Origin of the sequence: Amycolatopsis japonica (genome assembly GCF_000732925.1) — a bacterium.
Classification (GTDB): Bacteria; Actinomycetota; Actinomycetes; order Mycobacteriales; family Pseudonocardiaceae; genus Amycolatopsis; species Amycolatopsis japonica.
Genome location: NZ_CP008953.1, coordinates 6046299 through 6064879, shown reverse-complemented (window position 1 = coordinate 6064879; position 18581 = coordinate 6046299). Strand labels below are relative to the sequence as shown.

The following is an 18581-nucleotide window of genomic DNA, read 5'->3' as shown; positions in this document are numbered from 1 at the left end:
CGCGGTGCCCCGACCAGTCGGCAGGCGAGCAGAGATCCTGGAGACGTTCGCTCGGCACGTCGCCGAACGCGGCTACGACCAGACCAACCTGGGCGACATCGCCGACGAACTCGGCATGTCCAAGGGCACCATCGTCCACCACTTCGGGACCAAGGCCCAGATGCTGCGCGAAGTGGAAGAGAACTACATGCGCCGCCAGCTTCACGCGGTCCACGGAATGTGGGAGCGCCTGGAGAAACCGCAAGAGCGCGTGGCCGCGATCATCTACGCCTCGGTTCTCCTGCACGTCGTCGATCGCCACGCCACCGTCGCGACCCAGCGCGAGGTCGTGCAGCTGTCGGATGACCCGGCGATGCAGGAAGTCCGCAAACTGCGCGGCGAGATGCAGCGCCTGACCGAAGCCGAACTGCAGCAGGGCGTCGACGCCGGACTCTTCCGGAAAATCGACGTCCGCGTCACCACCCTGCAGCTTTTCGGCTCTGTGCAATGGATGTGGGTCTGGTTCGACCCCAAGGGGCCCCAGACCCCCGAAGAGGTAGGGGCGTCGATGGTCGACGTCTTCCTCGGCGGCCTGCTGCTAGACCGGTACGGTTTACAGCAAGTGGCGGATCCGAAGGGAGCCGTGGTGACCGTGGTGCGGGAATGCCTCACAGCGGTGGGGGAGAGCCCGGAATAGGCTCTGCGGATCAGCCGCTCATCGGCCACGCCGGCGCGGTGGCCAGCCTGACCCTCGGCCGGGTGAACGGACGCAACCTCGCCTTGACTGGTCGTACCGCTGCGCTCGATCTCCGCTACCGACCGAGAAGCAATCGAAGCCGAAGCCCTGCGGCTACTGGAGTTCGCCGCTCCCGACGCCGTTCACGACGTCCGGTTCAGCGAATAGCCCACAGACGACCGAAGCCGTGTGGTGCGTCGCGCCCGAGCCGGGGGCTGATTGCGTCGCCGCTGACCATGGGTGACTGCACGCGGATCGTGGTGTTGGGGCCGTGGTGATACCCACGACGACGGCTTCGTACTGCGAAGCGACCCGACGAGTTTCGTCCGGCCGATTTCGATTGGGATGATCAGCCGATGGAGGGGTTGCGGGAGATGCGGGACCAGATCGTCTTGCCAGGCGTGGAGTCGTCACGATGGACGCCCCACGCGTCGCTGAGGTCGTTGATCAGGCGCATACCGTGCCCCCGGAGGTCTTGAGGAGCGGGGTTGTGGAGTGTCGGCAGCGCGGATGAAGTGTCGTCGACTTCGACCACCACCCGGCATGGCGTCGGTAGGTAGGTCAAACGCACTTCACGCGGACCGGGAGTGTGCTCATAGGCATTGGCGAGTAACTCGTCCGCGACGACGAGTACATCCTCAAGTACATCGTCGGCGCTCGGGGGAAGTGCGCGGCGGAGCCAGCGGCGCACCCGGGACATCGCGAACGGCCCGTTGCCGCTGACGTCGATCGTCCACGGGTGGGTGTTCGGGTCGGCTTCGTGACCAGCCATCTACCTCGGGTTCCCGTTGTCAGCGACGGTAAACCTGTGGATGAGCCAGGCGCGTGTGGCCCTCGGCCTTCGGTGTGGTCGGGTCCGATTCGCGTGGCGCTGCTAAGCGGTTTCCGCTTTGAGTACCGGAGTGACCGGGACGCGTGCGTCGAAGACGGCGGGGATGGTGGCGATCGCGGCGACGGAGAGCGTGAGGCCGGCCCCGGCCGCCGCCAGCCACCAAGCCGGCGGTGAAGTCAGAGTGGGACCGGCGGACACGGTTCGGTGCAGCAACAGCCCGAGCGGCAGGCCGAAGATGGCGCCGCCCAGCGCGGACGGGATCTGGGCGACCGCGAGCGCGGCGGTGACCTGCCCCGGCGTGGCTCCGAAGGCCCGGGCGACCGCCAAGGAGCGCCGCGCGTCCCGTGCCGTGGTCCAGGTGATGATGATCGTGTTGACGACGGCCAGGGCGAGCAGCGCCGCGGTGACGGCCAGGACGGCGCGCTCGGTCTGGTCGTCACGCAGGTTGACGAGCGTGATGCCGCCGAGGTCGTAGCCGTGCGGGGGCTGCGCCCGCAGGATCAGCGCGGCACCGACCGCGATGCCGACGGTGGCGATGCCGGTGGCGTTGAGCACGGCACGGGCCGGTCGCCGGGCGACCAGCCGGAACCCGAGCAACAGCGGCACGGGCAACCGTCCCGCGAGCGCTGTGAGCCAGGTCGAATGGTCGACGGGGCAGGCCGGTGCGGAGAGCGCGGGCACCGTGGCGGTGCGCGCCGAGCGGAGGGCCGCCCGGCGGTGCCGGCCAGCGCGATGAGCAAAGCCAGGACCAGAACCGGTAGTACCGTTCCGGTCGTGATCGGGAGGTCGGTGTCGAGCAGACCCGGGTTGGGGCCGGCCACCGCGGGAGTGACGAGTCTGCCGGTGGCGATGCCGAGCCCGGCCGCGGTCAGCCCGAGGAGCAGGTATTCGGCCAGCAAGACCGTGCTGACCACGCCGGGGGTGGCGCCGACCGCTTTGAGCAAGCCTGCCCGGCGGGTCTGCTCGGACGCCCGATGCGAGGCCAGGACCGCGGCCCCGGCTTCGGCGGACATCGCGAGCAGCCAGCCGCCCACGAAGAGCGTCGGTTCGGTGTCTCTGAACACTTTCGCGTCCTGGGCGGACAGGTCCTGCCAAGCGCGAAGGTGCAGGCGGACGTCGTCACCGTGCCGGAAGGAGCGCTTGAAAGCCGGTGCGCCTGCTGGATCGGCCAAGCGCAGGTGCATCGCGTACGCGGATTCGAGCCGCGGCGAGGACAGCGACCGTATATCCGTTTCCGTCAGCCAAACCAGACCGCTGTAATCGCTCGGTCCGCCGCCGGGGCCGGTGATCTCGCGTTTCACCGCATCCCAGTCCCGGCGGGAAACGAGCCGGAAGGTGTTGCGGATCAAGTGAACGATGCAGGTCTGAACAATGGTCTGCGTCCAGACGTTCGCCACGACGTCGGGCAGGCCTTTGAGTCCGTCGCAGACGAGGAAGAACTCGTCCCGCACGCCCCGTTTTTCAGGTCGATCAGCACACTCATCCAGAACTTCGCGCCCTCGCCGCCGACACCCATCCACAAGCCCAGGACGTCCTTGCGGCCCTCCACGGTCACGCCGATGGCCGCGTAGACAGGCCGGTTGGCGACCTGCCCGTCACGGACCTTGACATGGATCGCGTCGATGAACACAGCCACATACACCGCGTCCAGCGGACGGCTAGCCCAGTCGTTCATTTCAGCGACAACCTTGTCAGTGATCCGCGAGACCGTTTCCTTGCTGACCGAGGATCCGTAGATCTCAGCGAAATGCGCCGAGATCTCCCCTGTCGTCATTCCCTTTGCATACAACGACAACACGATCTCATCCACCTCGGTAAGCCGACGTTGCCGCTTCTTCACGATCTGTGGCTCGAACGTGCTCTCCCGATCCCGAGGAACGTTGATACCGACCTCGCCCGCCGCGTCCGAAACCACCGTTTCGGCCGAGTACCGTTCCGGACATTCGTCGAGCCACGGTCCGGCTCGGCCTGATCCTTCTCATGCCCGAGGTGCTCGGTCATCTCCTCGTTCAGTGCGGTTTCCAGCACGTTCTTGGTGAATAGCTTCAGCAAGCCATCCGGGCCGGTCAATGCCGGCCCCGCGCCTTCGCTTCGGCCACCATCGCCGCCGCGGCGGCCTGCTCCGGCGACAGCTCCCGCGCCGACCTGGACTCACGCTTATGTGGACTCACAAGCTCCGATGTCATCACTCACAGCGCCCATCCCGCCGGCCCTCAGCCCGGCGTGTCGGGCCGGAAACACCGATCTTGGAACAGTCCCAACCGGATAGGGCGTATGGAGGGATAACCCTGGCACGCCAAGGGTTTTGTCGGCTGCAAAGCTTAGAGCGTAGGTGCAGGCCGGCTTCCGGTGCCCATGTTGGCTATGTGCATCCGACATCGCAGCGACGCGTCTCGGCGTCCGGTGCGGGGGCGTGCGTTGCTCAGGGCGGGGTCGGCTGGGTGTGGGGGTAGGTGGGGAGGTCGATGGCGTCTGAGGGTGGGTTGGTGAATCGGGTGGCGAGGCGGCTGATTTTGGGGTTGGTGGCGAGGCTTGCGATGGTGTTGAGGAGCCGGATGCCGGTGCGGGTTTTCGGGGAGGCCAGCCGGGGTGCGATCCAGGGGACTTTCTGTGCTTGTGCGACGTAGGGCCGCAGGAGGGTTTCGTAGGCGTGGAAGGCGTTGCTGTGGTCGGTGTGCCGGCTGAGTTCGCCGGCGAGGACGTAGGCGCCGACGAGGGCGAGGCTGGTGCCCATGCCGCTGAGCGGGGAGGCACAGTAGGCGGCGTCGCCGACGGTGGCGATGCGGCCGCGTGACCACTTCTTGAGGTGCATCTGGCCGATGGATTCGAAGTAGAAGTCCGGGGAGTCGGCCATGGTGTCGAGCACGCGTGGGGTTTCCCAGCCGGCGTCGGCGTAGTGGCGGCGCAGGAAGTCCTGTTGTGCAGGGGCTTGCAGCCGTTCGAGCCCGGCTTGCGGGTACAGGAAGGACAGTGAGGCGCGGGTGGTGCCTTGGTTGTCGGGGCGCAGGAGGACGACGCGGCGGTCGGGGGCGTTGTACCAGCGGGCCCAGCGGCCGTCGGACGCGGCGCGGGGGATGGTGAAGTAGGCGGTGTAGAGGCCGAATGAGCGGGTGCGGGCGATGTCGGCGAAGACGAGGTCGCGGGTTCGGGATCGGAGGCCGTCGGCGAGGACGACGAGGTCGAATCGCCGGTCCGCGCCGGTTCGGAAGGTGACGTCCACGCCGTCGTCGGTGTCGGTCAGCCCGGTGATCTCGTCGCCGAAGACGTAGTCGACGTCGTCTCGGGTGCGCTGGTAGAGCAGGCCGGCGAGTTCGCCGCGCAGGAGTTCCAGTTCGGTGACGAACCCGTCGCCATCAAGGGAATCGGTGCCGAACGACGCGCGGATCCGGTTGCGGTCGTCGACGAAGTGCACTCCCTCCTCGTGGGTGACGCGGTCGCGGGCGGCCTGCTCGAGGCCCATCCGTTCGATGACGGTGCGACCGGCGCCGCGCAGGTCGACGGTCTGCCCGCCAGGACGTAGTTCCGGTGCGCGTTCGATCACGGTCGCGGTCATGCCGTGCTGGTGGAGCCAGTAGGCGAGTGCGGGTCCAGCGATGCTGGCGCCGGAGATCAGGACGGTGCGGGACATGGGTGTCCTCCTCGCGAAGGGGTGGCGGGGTCTGGTCATGGGCACGGGTGCGGTGACCGGTGCCCTTGATCAGCGGGAGCCTTCGGCGGTCCGGGACGCTGGCGCGGCGCTCGCCAGCGTGGTGTCCGCGTCCACGATGTCCGCCGGTGTCGTGGCGTCGGTACCGGCGGCGAGGTCCGCGTCGTCCGGGCGGGCGCGCCGGGGGAACAGCGGTGAGATGAGCAGGAACAGTCCGATGACGATCGCCTGGACCACGAGGGCGTCACGGAAGCTCTCGGTGACCGCGCCGCTGAGGGCGCCGGCGAAGAACACGGTGCTGAACACCGCGACACCGACCGAGCCGCCGATGGACTGGACCGCGGACAGGACGCCGGAGGCGGAGCCGACCTCGTCATCGTCGACGGCACCGAGCACGGTGTTGAACACCGCGGCGATCACGATTCCCGAGCCGATGCCGGCGACGGCGCTGCCGGGCACGATCCGCCAGATCGTGAAGTCGGTGGTGTCGGCAAGGGCGAGCCACAGCCAGGCGACACCGGCGAGCTGGACGATGGCTCCGGCCTGCAACACCCGGCGGCCGAGTTTGGCGGCGAGCAGGCCTCCGCTGATCGTGCCGCCGACGGCGGTTCCCAGTGCGACCGGGAGGTTGCCCAGCCCGGCCTGTCCGGCGGTGAACCCCTGGCCGATCTGCAGGAAGAACGTCAACACCAGCTGGGTGCCGATCATGCCGCCGAAGAACAACGCGACCGCGACCAGCCCGACGGTGAACGCGGGTTTGCCGAACAGGGCCGGGGTGACCAGCGGATCGCGGCCCAAGCGCACGACCCGGCGCTGCCACAGCGCGAATCCGACGTAGCCGAGCGCGGCGGCGGACAGCGAAAGCCACGTCCACAACGGCCATCCCGCGGCCTGTCCCTCGTTGAGCGGAAGGACCAGCAGCGCGGACGCGGCGGCGACGAACACGGCTCCGACGACGTCCACGCGCAGGGTCCTGGTCCCGACGCCGCGGGGCACCAGCCGCCAGGCGAACACCAACGCCGCGAGACCGACCGGGACGTTGACCAGGAACACCAGGCGCCAGCCGAGACCGAACAGGTCCCAGTCGACGAGCGCGCCACCCAGTACCGGGCCCAGGACACCGCCGAGCCCCAGCACCGGCCCGAAGATCGCCAGGGCCTTGGTGAGATCGCGGGGAGCCAGGTTGTCGCGCAGGATGCCGAGGCCCTGCGGCAGCATCATCGCCCCCGCCACGCCCTGGACCAGCCGGAAGGTGATCAGCGTTTCGATGCTCGGCGCGATCGCGCACAGCAACGACGCGAGAGTGAAGGCCACGAGCCCGAACAGGAACATCGGGCGGCGTCCGTAGCGGTCGCCGAGCCGCCCGCCCAGCACGAGGCCCGCGCCGAGAGTCAGGGCGTAGCCGCCGATCACCCACTGCAAGCCGACAGGGCTCGAACGCAGGGACTTTTCCAGCGACGGTCCTGCCACGTTGACGATCGTCGAGTCGAGCAGATCCATCAGCTCGACGACGAGCACGGTGGCCAGCAGCCACCACACCGCCCTCGGTGATGTCTTCTCTGATACAGCCATGATTTTCTCCGGATTCTGGTGATAGCGCCCGTTTTCAGGGCGTGTTCGTACGCCGGAGGACATCCGCGCGGAACGAACGCGCCCCCGCTGGGTAGGTGTGGCGGCTTGCCTGCCGCGGCGAGAGATCAGCCCTGGGGGAAGGAGTCCGCCGTGTCCGTGTAGACCTGCACGACTCCGGCCAGGAATGCCTCCACGACATCCCTGTCGCGGGGGGCCAGCGCTTCGACGAGGCCCTCCACACCACGCAGCAGCGGACGCAGGTGACCGAAGAGCCGGTCCATCGACTCCGCGACCGGCTCGACCATCACCTTGCGGCGATCGGTGGGGTGCGGGCGGCGGACGATATGCCCGGCCTTCTCGAGCCGGTCCACGATGTGCGTGCTCGCCGCGGTCGACACCCGCAGCCGGTCCGCGAGGTCCTTGGCGGTCAGCGGGCCGTCGGTAGTGAGATGCTCCATCGCCGCCAGGTCGGTGGCATTGATCCCCAGAGCACCACTCAGACCCTGCTCGACCACCCGCGTCAGCACCCCTACCTCTTGCAGACGCTCCATCACCGCGTTGCCCGCGCCAGGGGACTCGACCGGCCGCCGACCAGGCAGGCGGTCCCGCCCGGTGGTGGGCGACATGGCGGCGCGACGCGAGCCGCGAGCAGAGGAAGTCATGACAGTAGACTACTAGATAAGTCACTAACTAATTTAGTGAAATTGTGTGACGGCCGCCACTGGTCCGAGGTCATCCCCTGCGGGAGTCTCGCTTCTTATCGCCTGGTCCTCATGACGACCACGAACACGGTCGGCCCCAGATCTGGCCCGCCCGCGATGCCGTGACCTTCGCACTCTGATCCCCTGTTACGAAGCGGCATCCGGATTCCGGGTTGGGGTCCCGGGATGGCCCTCCGCTGCTACTGCTGTCCGGCGGGCCGCCAGGGCTACCACAAGCGACCAAGCCGCCATCCTTTCGTCGCATGATCTCGTTGCGGGCCGAGCGGGAGGGGCGTCGAACGGATCGGCCTCGCCGGCTGGTAGGTCAACCGGCGAGGCCTGGGCTGACGGTCGTCCGCGGCAGACCGGCAGCCTGAGTGTCGGGTTCCCGTGGGCCGGCGATTCATGCGTGTGGTTGATCGTTGATTGCGCTGGTATCTAACCGCCTGCGGCGAGAATCTTGACGGCTATCCGGGGTAATTGCAGAACCTCTCGAACGGGTGCCGGAGTGGCGTATCGAAGTCCGCCTGGGGTGAGGTCAGCTGAGTTGTGGTTGGACAGGTTCTCCGGATTGTTCGTCATTGACTCGGTCGAGATGGACCATCGCGGTGTGGTCCCGTGTTCCGGGGTCGGCGTAGTAGGTCACCAGCCGATGCCTGGGTGTGTCTTCGATCTGCATGGACTGGAAGCTGAGGGCGAGTGTCCCGGCCTCGGGGTGGTTGATCTTCTTGGCTGTCGGGGCGGGAGGCCGTACTTCGTAGAGTTCCCACAGGCGGGTGAGCTCTGGGCTCGTGGTGAGTAGCTCGTTGACGAGCTGGGTCAGGTCCGCGGCGTCGGGCTCGATGCCGGCGAGGGCGCGTAGGCGGGCTACGCACCCGCCTAGCACCTGGTCCCGTTCGGCGAACAGGTCGCGAGCGGCCGGGTGGCAGAATACGTAGCGGGAGATGTTGCGCTGCTCGGCCGGCCAGCATTCGATACCGGGCAGGGGTTTTGTCCGCGTGATGTGACCGCAGCCTCCGAGGTTGCAGGCCAGGACATCCATTGTGCGGCTGGGGGCCCGCGCGAGATAAGGGCGGAGTCTTGCGAGAAGCAAGTCCGTGCCGGGCGTGCGCTTGGTCTGAGCCGGCAATGTCTGCTGGTGCCTTCCGCTACCGGTACTCCTGCAGCTCGTGGTCGGCGCTCTGCTGCGCTGTGTCCTTGAGTATGTGCAGCGTCGCCTGGATGCGGTCGACGTCTCCGCGTTCGCCGGGTGGTAGCGGTGCGCCGGTGGATTCCCTCAGTCGTGTCGCCGCATGGAGCAGGTCATTCGCGCGCTGGGGTTGGCCCGTGAGCAGGTGGGCGCCGGCGAGTCCCTCCATGGCGAGAGCGACCGCTCGCGGGTCCCCGGTGCGCTGGGCTGCGGCGAGGCCCTGTGCGTGTAGGTCGAGCGCGGCTTCGGCGTCGCCGCGTTGTTCGGCGGCGAAGCCCAGCTCAGCGAGGATTAGGGCCGCACCGTTGTCCGCCTCGAACTGGCGGTTCCATGCCAGCCATGGCCGTAGCAGGGTTTCGGCCTCGGTGAACCGGCCGCGGCGGCGTGCGGACAGTGCGAGCCCGACTTCGGCGAATTCCTGGCCGGCTGTGTCGCCGTGCTCGGCGGCCAGCGCCCGTCCTCGTTCGTGCAGCTCGTCGGCGCGGATGTGGTCGCCCTCGAGCAGTGCGATGCGGCCGAGCTCGGACCAGCGCGTGGACACTTCTGGCCACAGCCCGAGTTCCTCGGCCAGCTCGGCTCCTTCGCGGTGCCAGGCCGTCGCAGCAGGGTAGTCGCCCGCGATCTCGGAGAGTCTGCCGAGCACCGCCCCGGCCTGGACCTGCCCCCATCGGTCCCCGGTCTCGTCGAACAGCGCGCGGCTCCGTCGAGCGTCCATAGTGGACTCATTCAGGTCGCCTCGGACGTGGCGTTGTACGGCGCGCACGCTGAGGGCGGCCGCGACGCCCCAGCGGTCGTCGAGGTCGGTGAACTCGGCGAGCGCCGTACCGATGAGCGTCTCGCCGACCGGCATCTCGCCGAACCTGGTCGCGGCGTAGCCGAGGAACCAGCCCGCCATCGCGTGCTCGCGGGGGTCAGTGACGGCGTCGCGTAGGTGCGGTGCGGCGTGGCTGTCCGTGGGCTCGCCGGTGAGTAGTCGGAACCCGGCGTGCCAGGCTGCGGTCACCGCCTCGCTCGCGGCTGCCGTCGCTCGCCGCGCCTCGGTGAGTCGTCCGCGCAGGAACCAGTACCAGGTCAGCGCACGCGTCAGGCGTGGCGCGAGGCGGTCATCGCCGAGAGCGTGGCGCAGGTTGCCGGTCTCGGTGTCGAGGCGGCGCAGCCAGCGCTGTTGGTCCGGGCCACACAGGTGTGAGGCAGCTTCCTCGGCAAGTGAGGTGTAGTACATGGCGTGTATGTGCCGTAGCTGGTCCCGCTCGCCCGGGTCGAGCTGCTGCTCGCAGTAGGCGGACACCGATTCCAGCAACCGATAACGAGGGCCGTCGGTGGTGTGTGCGACGACCACCAGCGAGCGGTCGACCAGGCGCGCCAGCAGGTCGAGCACCTGCGAGCCTTGTACGCCGTTGGCGGAGCACACGGTTTCGGCGGCGTCGAGCGTGCAGCCGTCGGCGACGATCGAGAGCCTGCGCAGCACCGTACGTTCAGCCGCGGTCAGCAGTTCCCAGCTCCAGTCGAGCACGGCGCGCAGCGTGCGCTGGCGCAGTGGCGCGTCCCGAGGTCCGCCGGTGAGCACCGCGAACCGGTCGCTGAGGCGGTCGGCCAGTTCGGCCGTGCCGAGGACGCGGACGCGAGCCGCCGCCAGCTCGATGGCGAGTGGTATTCCGTCGACACGGCGGCAGATCGTGGCGACGGTCTCGGCGTTGTCGGCCGACAGCCCGAATCCGGGGGAGGCCGCCGCTGCTCGCGCGGCGAAGAGCCGCACCGCCCCTGAGCGCAGCACGTCCGCCGGCGGTGTGCCCGGTGCCGGGACATCGAGCGTCGGCACTTCCCACAGGTGCTCGCCGGAGACGCCGAGCGGCTCCCGGCTTGTCGTGAGCACGCGCACGCCCGGTGCCCGCAGCAGGTGGGGCACGAGTGCGGCTACTGGCTCGACGACATGCTCGCAGTTGTCCATGACGAGCAGCAACCGCCTGTCGCGTAGCGCGTCGGCGAGCCGCTCGACGGGGGCACTCGGCCCGCCGCCGTCGCGGATATCCAGCGCGGCGGCGGCGACGTCCGCCAGCCCGTCCACTGTGGTCTCTCGGGGCAGGCCGGCGAGCTCGACGAGGCGCATCTCGTCGACGCCGCGCGCCACATCGAGTGCGAGCCTGGTCTTGCCCACTCCACCCGGCCCCGTCAGCGTCACCAGGCGGTGAGTGCCGAGCAGGGTGCGCACGTTGGCGACGGCGCCGTCCCGGCCGATGAGTTCGGTCGCCGGCGTGGGCAGCGGGATGGGTGGCCGCGGGGTCGGTGGCGCGGGCGCATCGCCACGCAACAGTTGCTGGTGCAGCGCCGTGAGTTCGGCGCCCGGTTCAAGTCCGAGCTCGTCGCGGAGCAGCACGCGCAGCCGGCGGTAGTCGTCGAGCGCCTCGGTGGTCCGACCCGCGTGGTGCAGTGCGCGCAGGCGTGCTGCGCGGAGGCGTTCGCGCAGAGGGTGCTGTTCGACGAGCTCGCGCAGCTCACCGGCGAGCGCCGCATGGTCCCCGAGCCGCAGCCGCGCCTCAGCGTAGTCCTCCCAGACCACGAGGCGCTGCTCGTCGAGGGTGGCGGACGCCGTGGCGGCGAAGGGCTCGTCAGCGAACCCGGCGAACGCCTCGCCTCGCCACAGCCCGAGTGCCTCGGCGAGCAGCGCCGCCTGCCTGCCCGGGTCGGTCGCGCGCCGCGCGTGGCCGGCGAGCTCGGTGAACCGGCCGCTGTCCACGGCGTCGAGCGACACGTCCAGCAGGTAACCCGGCCGGCGGTGCACGACGAGACCGGTGCCGACGGCGCGACGTAGGCGCGACACGACGGTCTGCAGAGTGTTCGTGGGGTTGGCCGGGAGTACCTCGCCCCACAAGTCGTCGATCAGCCGGTCGGTGGACACGACCCGCCCAGGGGCGACCAGCAGGCGCGCCAGCAACATGCGAACCCTCGCCTCGAGAACGGTGACGGGATCACCACCCGACGTCCACACCGCGAGCGGTCCCAACACCCCGAAACGCATGCGACCACGGTAGCCGCCAGCGAACCGACGGCAGACCGACAGCCCGCCAGAGCACAGTCACCTCGTCAGCGACGAAACGGAGTGAACGATGAAGAAGGCTGTAGTCACCGGTGGCACCCACGGCATGGGACTGGCGATCGTGCGGGAACTGCTCGCGCGCGGTGCCGAGGTGGTGCTGACGGGCCGCAACGAGCGGAACCTCGAGGAGGCACGCACGACGCTCAAGGGCGAGGCGGCGCACGTGGTGCGCTCCGACGCGGCCAGCATGGCCGACATCGCCGCGCTCGGCGAGCTCGTCACCGAGCGGCTCGGCAGCGTCGACTACCTCTTCGTCAACCACGGCATCGCGCAGTTCGCCGAACTGGCCGAGGTGACGGAGGAGGCGTGGGACAGGCACTTCGCGGTCAACACCAAGGGTGCGTTCTTCACTGTGCAGCGGCTCGCCCCACTGCTCGACGACGGCGGCGCGGTGGTGTTCACCACCGTCGCCAACGACGTCGTATTCCCGGGGCTCGCCGCATACTCGGCGTCGAAGGAGGCAATGCGCGCGTTCGCACACGTGCTCGCGGTGGAGCTGCTGCCCAGGAAGATCCGAGTGAACAGCGTGGCGCCTGGGTACATCAAGACCCCGTCGATGGGTGTGACCGACCTGACCGAGGAGCAGCGCAGGGAGTTCGAACGGCAGGGCGACGAGTCGACCCCGCTGCGCCGCATGGGCACCGTCGAGGAGGTCGCCGCGGCGGCGCTCTTCCTGGCCGAAACAGCGACGTTCACCACGAACGTCGAACTAGCCGTTGACGGCGGCCTCGCACAAGGGCTCGGACACTGAGATGGTCGAGGCGCTCGACAGCCCGGACCCGTCCGTCGCCGAACACGTGCGCAGGTATCTCGCGACGAACGGTGAGAGCGGCTACCGCGAGGGCGGAGTGACCAACCTCGTGCTCGCCCACCGCGGCCGCAGATCGGGAAAGCTGTACCGCACAGGTCTGTTCTACGGTGAGGACGATGGCCGGTACGTGCTGGTGGCGTCGGGCTCAGCGATCACGCACACCCATCCGCAGTGGTACCTGAACCTGGTTGCGACCCCCGAGGTCGGCGTCCAGATCCGCAGCGATCGTTTCGCCGCCCGGGCCCGCACCGCGGAGGGCACGGAGCGTGAGCGACTGTGGCGGCTGATGGTCGAACTTGCCCCGGTGTACCGGAACTACGAGGCATACAGCCGCCGAGTCATTCCAGTGGTGGTGTTGGAACTCGTCGCACGTGAGGCAGCGGCGTAACGGCAGGTGCTTCTCGGCGGCACGCGGACGGACCAGCCGCCGAGAAGCACTCCGGCAGTGCCGTCGACGAGGACGTGGCTCACAGGAACGTGGCAGATTCCAATGCGCGTCTCTGTGAAGCAGGATCAGCCTGCCCAGGGAGACGGGCCCGCGGCGGCTGAGTGCAGCCGACGATTGACACAACCCCGGCCGGAACGTCGAGGTCTGCTTCCACGACATGTTCGGCGTTGATGGTTAGTTTCGGCGGGCTTGTGTGGACTGACAAGACCAATTCCACGGTGAGCCACCGCGCAAGAGGGCTGCCTGAGGAAGTGACACGGCAACTGAGACTGATCATGTTGCCACTGTCGTGAGACAGCGAGATCGACGCGACGGTGGTCAACGGTGTGCTGCGAATGGACGATCTCCGCGCCGAAAGAAAATAGCGTTCCGTCCTCGTTGAGCACTCACGTGGAGCTGCGGTGTTGCCGGCGAGGGCTCTCGATGCCGCCGGCTCGTTCGCTCATTCGATGGCGAGCAGGTCCGGCAGCTTCAGGACGAAGGTGCTTCCTTCCGGCCCTGAATCGGCGAGGATGATGTCGCCGCCGTGTGCTCTCGCTATCTCGCGGGAGATGTGCAGGCCGATGCCGACCCCGCTGACGGTGCTTCCCAGCCGCTCGAACTTGCCGAAGAGCCGGTCGCGTTTGTCGGCGGGGATTCCGGTTCCCTTGTCGGTGACGGCTATCTCCACGCCGTCAAGGGCGGTGGCGACTCGGATGGTGATCGGTGATCCGGGTTCGCTGAATTTGACGGCATTGGAGAGAAGATTCGATATCACTTGGCGTATTCTGAACGGGTCGATTCCGGCGGATACCGCCGCGGCGAGGTCGACGTGCACCGGATGGTGCTTGGTCAGTTCGCTGTGTTCGCTGAGCACGGCGTAGACGAGGTCGCCGATATCGGTCGGCTCGAGCAGCAGCTCGAGGTTCCCGGCGCCCATGGTGCCGAGGTCGGTGAAGGTACGCAGAAGCCGGTCGATCTGGCGGAGGCTCCGGGTCATCGAGGTCAACAGTTCCCGCACTGTCGCTGATGGGAGCTGATCGTGTCGTTCCATCAACAGGTGGGTGATGCTGCCCAGCGCCGTGATGGGATTACGGAGCTCGTGCACGATGATCGCGATGAGTTCGGCCTGGTGGTCCCCGGCCCGGCCGATCGGCCTTGTCGCGTCTCCGACTTCGTCGTCATCCGTGAAGCCGCTGGAAGAGCTGACGACACCGGTGAGGAGGCTGGTGATGATCGATGCGAACGACTGGCTGGAGCCTCCCTTCTCGACGAACGCCGCGGCACCGAGGTTGAGAGCTTGTTTCGCGATGTGCTCTCGACCGTATCCGGTCATGACGATGATCTTGGTGGCCGGCGAGGCGGATCGGACGAGGGGGAGTGCTTCCAATCCGTCCATGACGGGCATGGCGAGGTCGAGCAGCATCGCGTCTGGTTGGGTGTTCTCCGCCAGCCGGACGGCTTCCGCGCCGTCAGCCGCCTCGCCCACGATCTCGACGCCTGACAAGGTCTCCAGGAGTGCGCGCAGAGCCAGCCGCACGTCGGGGCTGTCGTCCGCTATCGCGAGCCTCGCCCCGCCCCTTTTCCCGTCTGCCGTGGGTACGAGACTGTCACGGGGCTGTCTGATCGGCGGCAGCGATGCCGGCGCGGCGCGCACGAGGTCGCCGGGTTTGATTTCTCTGTTCTCGGTGAGCAGATCACGCATCATCTGTCGTGCGGTACCGAGAGTGCTGCGCAGCGTGCGGGCGGCCCGCGCGTGATCGTCGCAGTCGAGGGCGTAGATCGATGCTGTCAGGCCTTGGACGACGTTGTCGTTGATCTCCAGCGCCTGACGTCGTCGATCGCGTGCTTCTTGGAGTTCGCGGTTGGCGATCTCGGCCCGTCTGCGGTCGGTGATGTCGCGAATGGCGGCGACGATCAGGGTCTGTTCCTTGTTGTTGTGAGCGATCTTCAGCGGTCGTAACGCGACCTCGGCGGGAAATTCCGAGCCGTCTGCTCTGAGCCCGTGCAGTTCGAGACCCGCGCCCATGGTCCTGACTTCGGGGTTCTCCTGGTAGTCGCGTCGGTAGCGTTCGTGGTCGGCCCGGAAACGTTCGGGTATCAGAGTTTCGACTGGCCGGCCGAGAAGATCATGCTCGAGGTGGCCGAAGAGTTCCTGCGTGCGGTCGTTGACGAGCTGTATCCGCCCGGACAGGTCCACGCCGACGATGGCGTCGGTGACCGCGTCGAGAAGAATTCTCGTGCGTTGCTGGCTCCGGCTCAACGTCTCTTCGGCGATCTTGCCAGCGGTCACGTCTTGGGCGATGCCGACCATCTTCACGGCCTCGCCATGCTCGTCGAGCACGATCCGTCCCCGCCGATGCAGCCAGTGCACGGTCCCATCCGGCCAGATGATCCGGTGGTCCATTTCGACAGGCTGATGGTCGCGCAACGCTCGCTCATTCGACGCGGTGACCGCCGCCCGGTCGTCGGGATGTACATGGTCAAGGAACTTCGTGTAGGTGATAGTCGTCCCCGGTGGTAGCCCGTAGAGGCGGAACATCTCGTCGCTCCACACGATGACTCCGCTGGTCAGGTCACGTTCCCAGCTGCCGACGTGACCGACCCGCTGAGCCTCGCTGAGCAGCGACTCGCTGCGTTCGAGCCGGGTGACGGTGCTCGCGAGCGCGGCTGTGCGGTCACGCACTCGAAGCTCGAGCTCGGAGCGTGCCTGGGTGGCGGCGTCGAGTGCTTGCCGACGTTCGGCGGCCGCGACGGCCAACAGCAGGGCCGACAGCGCCATGGACCCGTTGATCACTTGAAGGACCAGCATCTGCGTGAACACCGTCAGGCCCGCGAAAGGGGGAAGCCCTGCCGCGGCGGCGGCCGTGGTGCCGATCGACACGATCAAAGTGCTGGGCGCGACGACGACGAGCCCGAACCGCCAGGCGCTCCAGATCAGGGTGGGGAAGAACACCAACGGCAGGGGAACGACGCCACGCGCCACTCCGAGCGACAAAACGACGGTGCCGACGATCAGCGCGGCGGCTTCGACCCGTTTGGCGGACGCGATCGTCAGGGCGGGGTGACGCCAGAACGCGCGGAACGCCAGGAAGACCGGTGTGACGACGAGCACTCCCATGGCATCGCCTGTCCACCACACCGACCAAGTGAGCCAGAACTCCGAGGACGACACCGCTCCCGTCATCAGCAGAAGCGCGCTACCGACCGTGGCGCTCACCAGCATGCCGCCGAACGCGCCCAGCAAGACCAGTGCGTTGACATCACGCAAACGCCGCAGAGCCGGGTCGAAGCCGCTCTTCGCCAGCACCGTGGCCGCGAGCAGCGGCGCCGCGGTCGCACCGATGGCGATACCGATCACCGCCGGCGTGGAGGGGCCGAGCAGGATGTTCACGGCGAAAGAACCGAGCAGGATCCCGGGCCACATCGACCTGCCGAAGATCAGCAGGCTTGCCAGCGCGATCCCGGTAGGCGGCCACAACGGCGTCACCTGGCCACGGACCAACGCGAGCCCCAGACCCAGCCGTGCGGTGAGGAAGTAGGCGCAGGCAACACCTGCGACCAGGGCGACCCAGCGTGCCGCGCCCTGTGCAGTCCGACGGCTCCCGATGGCGTTGTGGCCGCTAGTCCTCACACGGACCGCCGATGGAGCCCGCGACGCGGGACTTCAAGGCCTTACGCCGGGCCGACCGACGATGGGCGAAGACCGTCATCCGTTGGGAGACGTCACGCAGGTCATTGCACGGGGTACGGGATTGACGGCGAAGGACGTCGGTCCGCAGCGGTGCCAGGCGGTCGACGATCCGGCTCGAGTCGACTCCGTTCGCGAGCTCCATCGCCCTGTCCGCCTGCGCGACAGCGCCTCCTAAATCACCTTCGAGGAGCATGTTGTCCGCCAAGGCGATCAGGACGAAGACATTGCTGCGCGCCATATCCGCGCGATAGCCGCTGCACGCGTCCTCGAGGGCGGGGATCGCGAACGACGAAAATCGACGGTCGATATTTCGCGACAGCTCGGTATAGATGACACCGGTCATCGCGTTCAGATCATTCTCGCCGAAGAAACTCGCCCAGCCGGGGAGACTCTCATGATCGGTTCTGGCCCAATGGTCCTGGGCGGCCCCCAAGCAGGTCAGTGCCGGATCGACGGCCCGCATCGTCGCGTGTGCCCACGCGAGATTGGCGTACAGAATGCTCGCTGTCAGCGGAGAATGGCTGATATCGACGATCCCGAGCCCGCGGCCGAAAGCCTCCAAGGCCAACGTCGGTGCGCCGTGATGAAGGTGAAGTCTGCCGATGCGGTAGTGGATATTGGCTTCGAGATCGACATCGGAACCTTCGCGGGCAAGCTCTCCGGCGTGGACGAAGTGGTAGATCGCGGCGTTGACCTGACCGGTGTCGAACGCTGTCCAGCCAGCCAAATTGTGCAGATCACCGAGAACGGTGTACGCGGCGTTCTGCGACGACGGTATCCCCCCGGCGAGAAGCTGATCACCCCAAGCCAGGAGCGCGGCCAGCGTTTCCGGGTTGTGCCCGCCGCCGAAGCGATAGTCGAGATCACGCAGTTCGCGTACGGCGAGCTCGAGACGCGTAACAGCGATGAGTCCCGAACTCGTCACCGATGATCCGAGGCGCTCGTATGTCGGCCGTATGGAGTCGTCGTTGCCGGGCATATACGACCTCCTCGTGGAACCAGTGAGCCTCTTTAACGATAAAGATCGACTTTGACCACAAATAGAGGAGAAAGACCCACGGATTTGCGAGGCGGCTGGGATATGTCCGCCTCTGGTTCGAAACGGACCGGACGTGCCCGGTCCCGGTGGCCTGGCGCCGAGGCTGACCAACTCGCGGCCCGGTACCTCGCGGAACCATGGCGCGAGAAAGAGACCTGGTTCCGTCGGGGAGGTTGGTGGCCAATCAACTACGCGATCTGCTTGGCGGGCAACGCGGGGACCCGGCGAACTCGTGCTGGGACGGACGCCGCTCCGCTCGGCCTCGGCGCGATGACCGGCTGAACCCTCGGGTAAGGGAGGAGCCCGTTCCCCGTGCCGCGGCATCTACTACGAGAGCATGTTCGGATAGGGATGTCGGCGGAAATCCGTTGCTGTTGCGACAATTCTCAGAGCGAGCAGTCGCCCTAGAGGAGAGGATGATCGTGTCAGGCGGAAACGACGACCCCATTCTGGAACCATTGTCGGTGACGACAACCAACGCAGGTCCAGGAAACATGATGATCACCGTCTGCGGCGAGATCGATTTCATGACGAGCGAGTTCCTCGATACGGAATTTTGTCAGGCACTCGACCCGGCCCCGCGCAGCCTGGTGGTCGATCTGAACGGCGTGGACTTCTGCGATACCAGCGGTCTGTCGGTTCTCGTCGGTCTCACTACTCGCTGTGGCGCCGACCGAATAGCCGTTAGGTTTCTGCCCTCGACCACCATTCGTCGGCTGTTGCAGCGCACTGGACTATCGGGCCTGTTGCCCATCGCTGAGTCTTGACCCGCCCTCCGAGGGCCGGGCGGGTCTGGACAGTTCGCGTGCCCATACTTCCACGAACCTCGAGACTACGGAGACATTCCGCAGCCATCTCCCC

General features: G+C 67.5%; 14 protein-coding genes and 1 pseudogene. 4 read left to right on the top strand and 11 right to left on the bottom strand.

The window, feature by feature from the left end; translation table 11 throughout:
* The first annotated feature begins 4 nt into the window (after nt 1-4).
* The gene (locus tag AJAP_RS28110; RefSeq protein ID WP_038516852.1) at nt 5-676 is read left to right on the top strand and encodes a TetR/AcrR family transcriptional regulator; all 672 of its coding nucleotides are present in this window, start codon (nt 5-7) and stop codon (nt 674-676) included.
* 388 nt (nt 677-1064) lie between these two features.
* On the opposite strand, the gene AJAP_RS28105 is transcribed toward AJAP_RS28110, so the two are convergent.
* The 9 genes and pseudogenes from AJAP_RS28105 to AJAP_RS28070 form a co-directional block, all read right to left on the bottom strand.
* A complete protein-coding gene (locus AJAP_RS28105) occupies nt 1065-1487 on the bottom strand; it encodes an ATP-binding protein (RefSeq protein ID WP_038516850.1) in 423 nt (140 codons plus the stop codon).
* 102 nt (nt 1488-1589) lie between these two features.
* The gene (locus tag AJAP_RS42600) at nt 1590-2102 is read right to left on the bottom strand and encodes an FtsX-like permease family protein (protein ID WP_321167133.1); all 513 of its coding nucleotides are present in this window, start codon (nt 2100-2102) and stop codon (nt 1590-1592) included.
* Nucleotides 2048-2560 (bottom strand): FtsX-like permease family protein, encoded by a 513-nt coding sequence (locus tag AJAP_RS45250; protein WP_073846570.1) that lies wholly within the window; start codon nt 2558-2560, stop codon nt 2048-2050. The genes AJAP_RS42600 and AJAP_RS45250 overlap by 55 nt, the downstream gene beginning before the upstream one ends.
* A 273-nt stretch (nt 2561-2833) precedes the next feature.
* A pseudogene (locus AJAP_RS28095) lies at nt 2834-3733 on the bottom strand (IS256 family transposase); the annotation flags it as partial.
* Between the two features lie 236 nt (nt 3734-3969).
* Entirely contained in the window at nt 3970-5175 is a 1206-nt protein-coding gene (locus tag AJAP_RS28090) for an FAD-dependent monooxygenase (protein ID WP_038516849.1), read from the bottom strand.
* 69 nt (nt 5176-5244) lie between these two features.
* On the bottom strand, nt 5245-6765 hold the full coding sequence (locus AJAP_RS28085; RefSeq protein ID WP_084098371.1) for an MFS transporter: 1521 nt from the start codon (nt 6763-6765) through the stop codon (nt 5245-5247).
* 125 nt (nt 6766-6890) lie between these two features.
* Nucleotides 6891-7427, bottom strand: coding sequence for a MarR family winged helix-turn-helix transcriptional regulator (locus AJAP_RS28080; protein WP_228694603.1), 537 nt, complete (start codon nt 7425-7427; stop codon nt 6891-6893).
* A gap of 577 nt (nt 7428-8004) precedes the next feature.
* A complete protein-coding gene (locus tag AJAP_RS28075; RefSeq protein WP_228695019.1) occupies nt 8005-8559 on the bottom strand; it encodes an MmyB family transcriptional regulator in 555 nt (184 codons plus the stop codon).
* A 55-nt stretch (nt 8560-8614) separates the two neighbouring features.
* Nucleotides 8615-11671, bottom strand: a complete 3057-nt coding sequence (locus AJAP_RS28070; protein ID WP_038516847.1) for a BTAD domain-containing putative transcriptional regulator — start codon at nt 11669-11671, stop codon at nt 8615-8617.
* 88 nt (nt 11672-11759) lie between these two features.
* Here AJAP_RS28070 and AJAP_RS28065 point away from each other — a divergent pair, with 88 nt between their 5' ends.
* Together AJAP_RS28065 and AJAP_RS28060 are read left to right on the top strand one after the other, a co-directional pair.
* Complete coding sequence (locus tag AJAP_RS28065; protein ID WP_038516846.1) at nt 11760-12500, top strand: SDR family oxidoreductase; 741 nt, start codon at nt 11760-11762, stop codon at nt 12498-12500.
* A 1-nt stretch (nt 12501) separates the two neighbouring features.
* Complete coding sequence (locus tag AJAP_RS28060) at nt 12502-12948, top strand: nitroreductase/quinone reductase family protein (RefSeq protein ID WP_038516844.1); 447 nt, start codon at nt 12502-12504, stop codon at nt 12946-12948.
* Nucleotides 12949-13450: 502 nt separating this feature from the next.
* Here AJAP_RS28060 and AJAP_RS42595 read toward each other — a convergent pair.
* Complete coding sequence (locus AJAP_RS42595) at nt 13451-16621, bottom strand: MASE1 domain-containing protein (RefSeq protein WP_084098369.1); 3171 nt, start codon at nt 16619-16621, stop codon at nt 13451-13453.
* Nucleotides 16611-17660, bottom strand: coding sequence for a hypothetical protein (locus AJAP_RS28050; RefSeq protein ID WP_051972619.1), 1050 nt, complete (start codon nt 17658-17660; stop codon nt 16611-16613). Before AJAP_RS28050 ends, AJAP_RS42595 begins: the two co-directional genes overlap by 11 nt.
* Nucleotides 17661-18136: 476 nt before the next feature.
* Between AJAP_RS28050 and AJAP_RS44155 the strand changes: the two genes are divergently transcribed.
* On the top strand, nt 18137-18487 hold the full coding sequence (locus AJAP_RS44155) for an STAS domain-containing protein (RefSeq protein ID WP_038516842.1): 351 nt from the start codon (nt 18137-18139) through the stop codon (nt 18485-18487).
* The last annotated feature ends 94 nt before the right edge of the window (nt 18488-18581 follow it).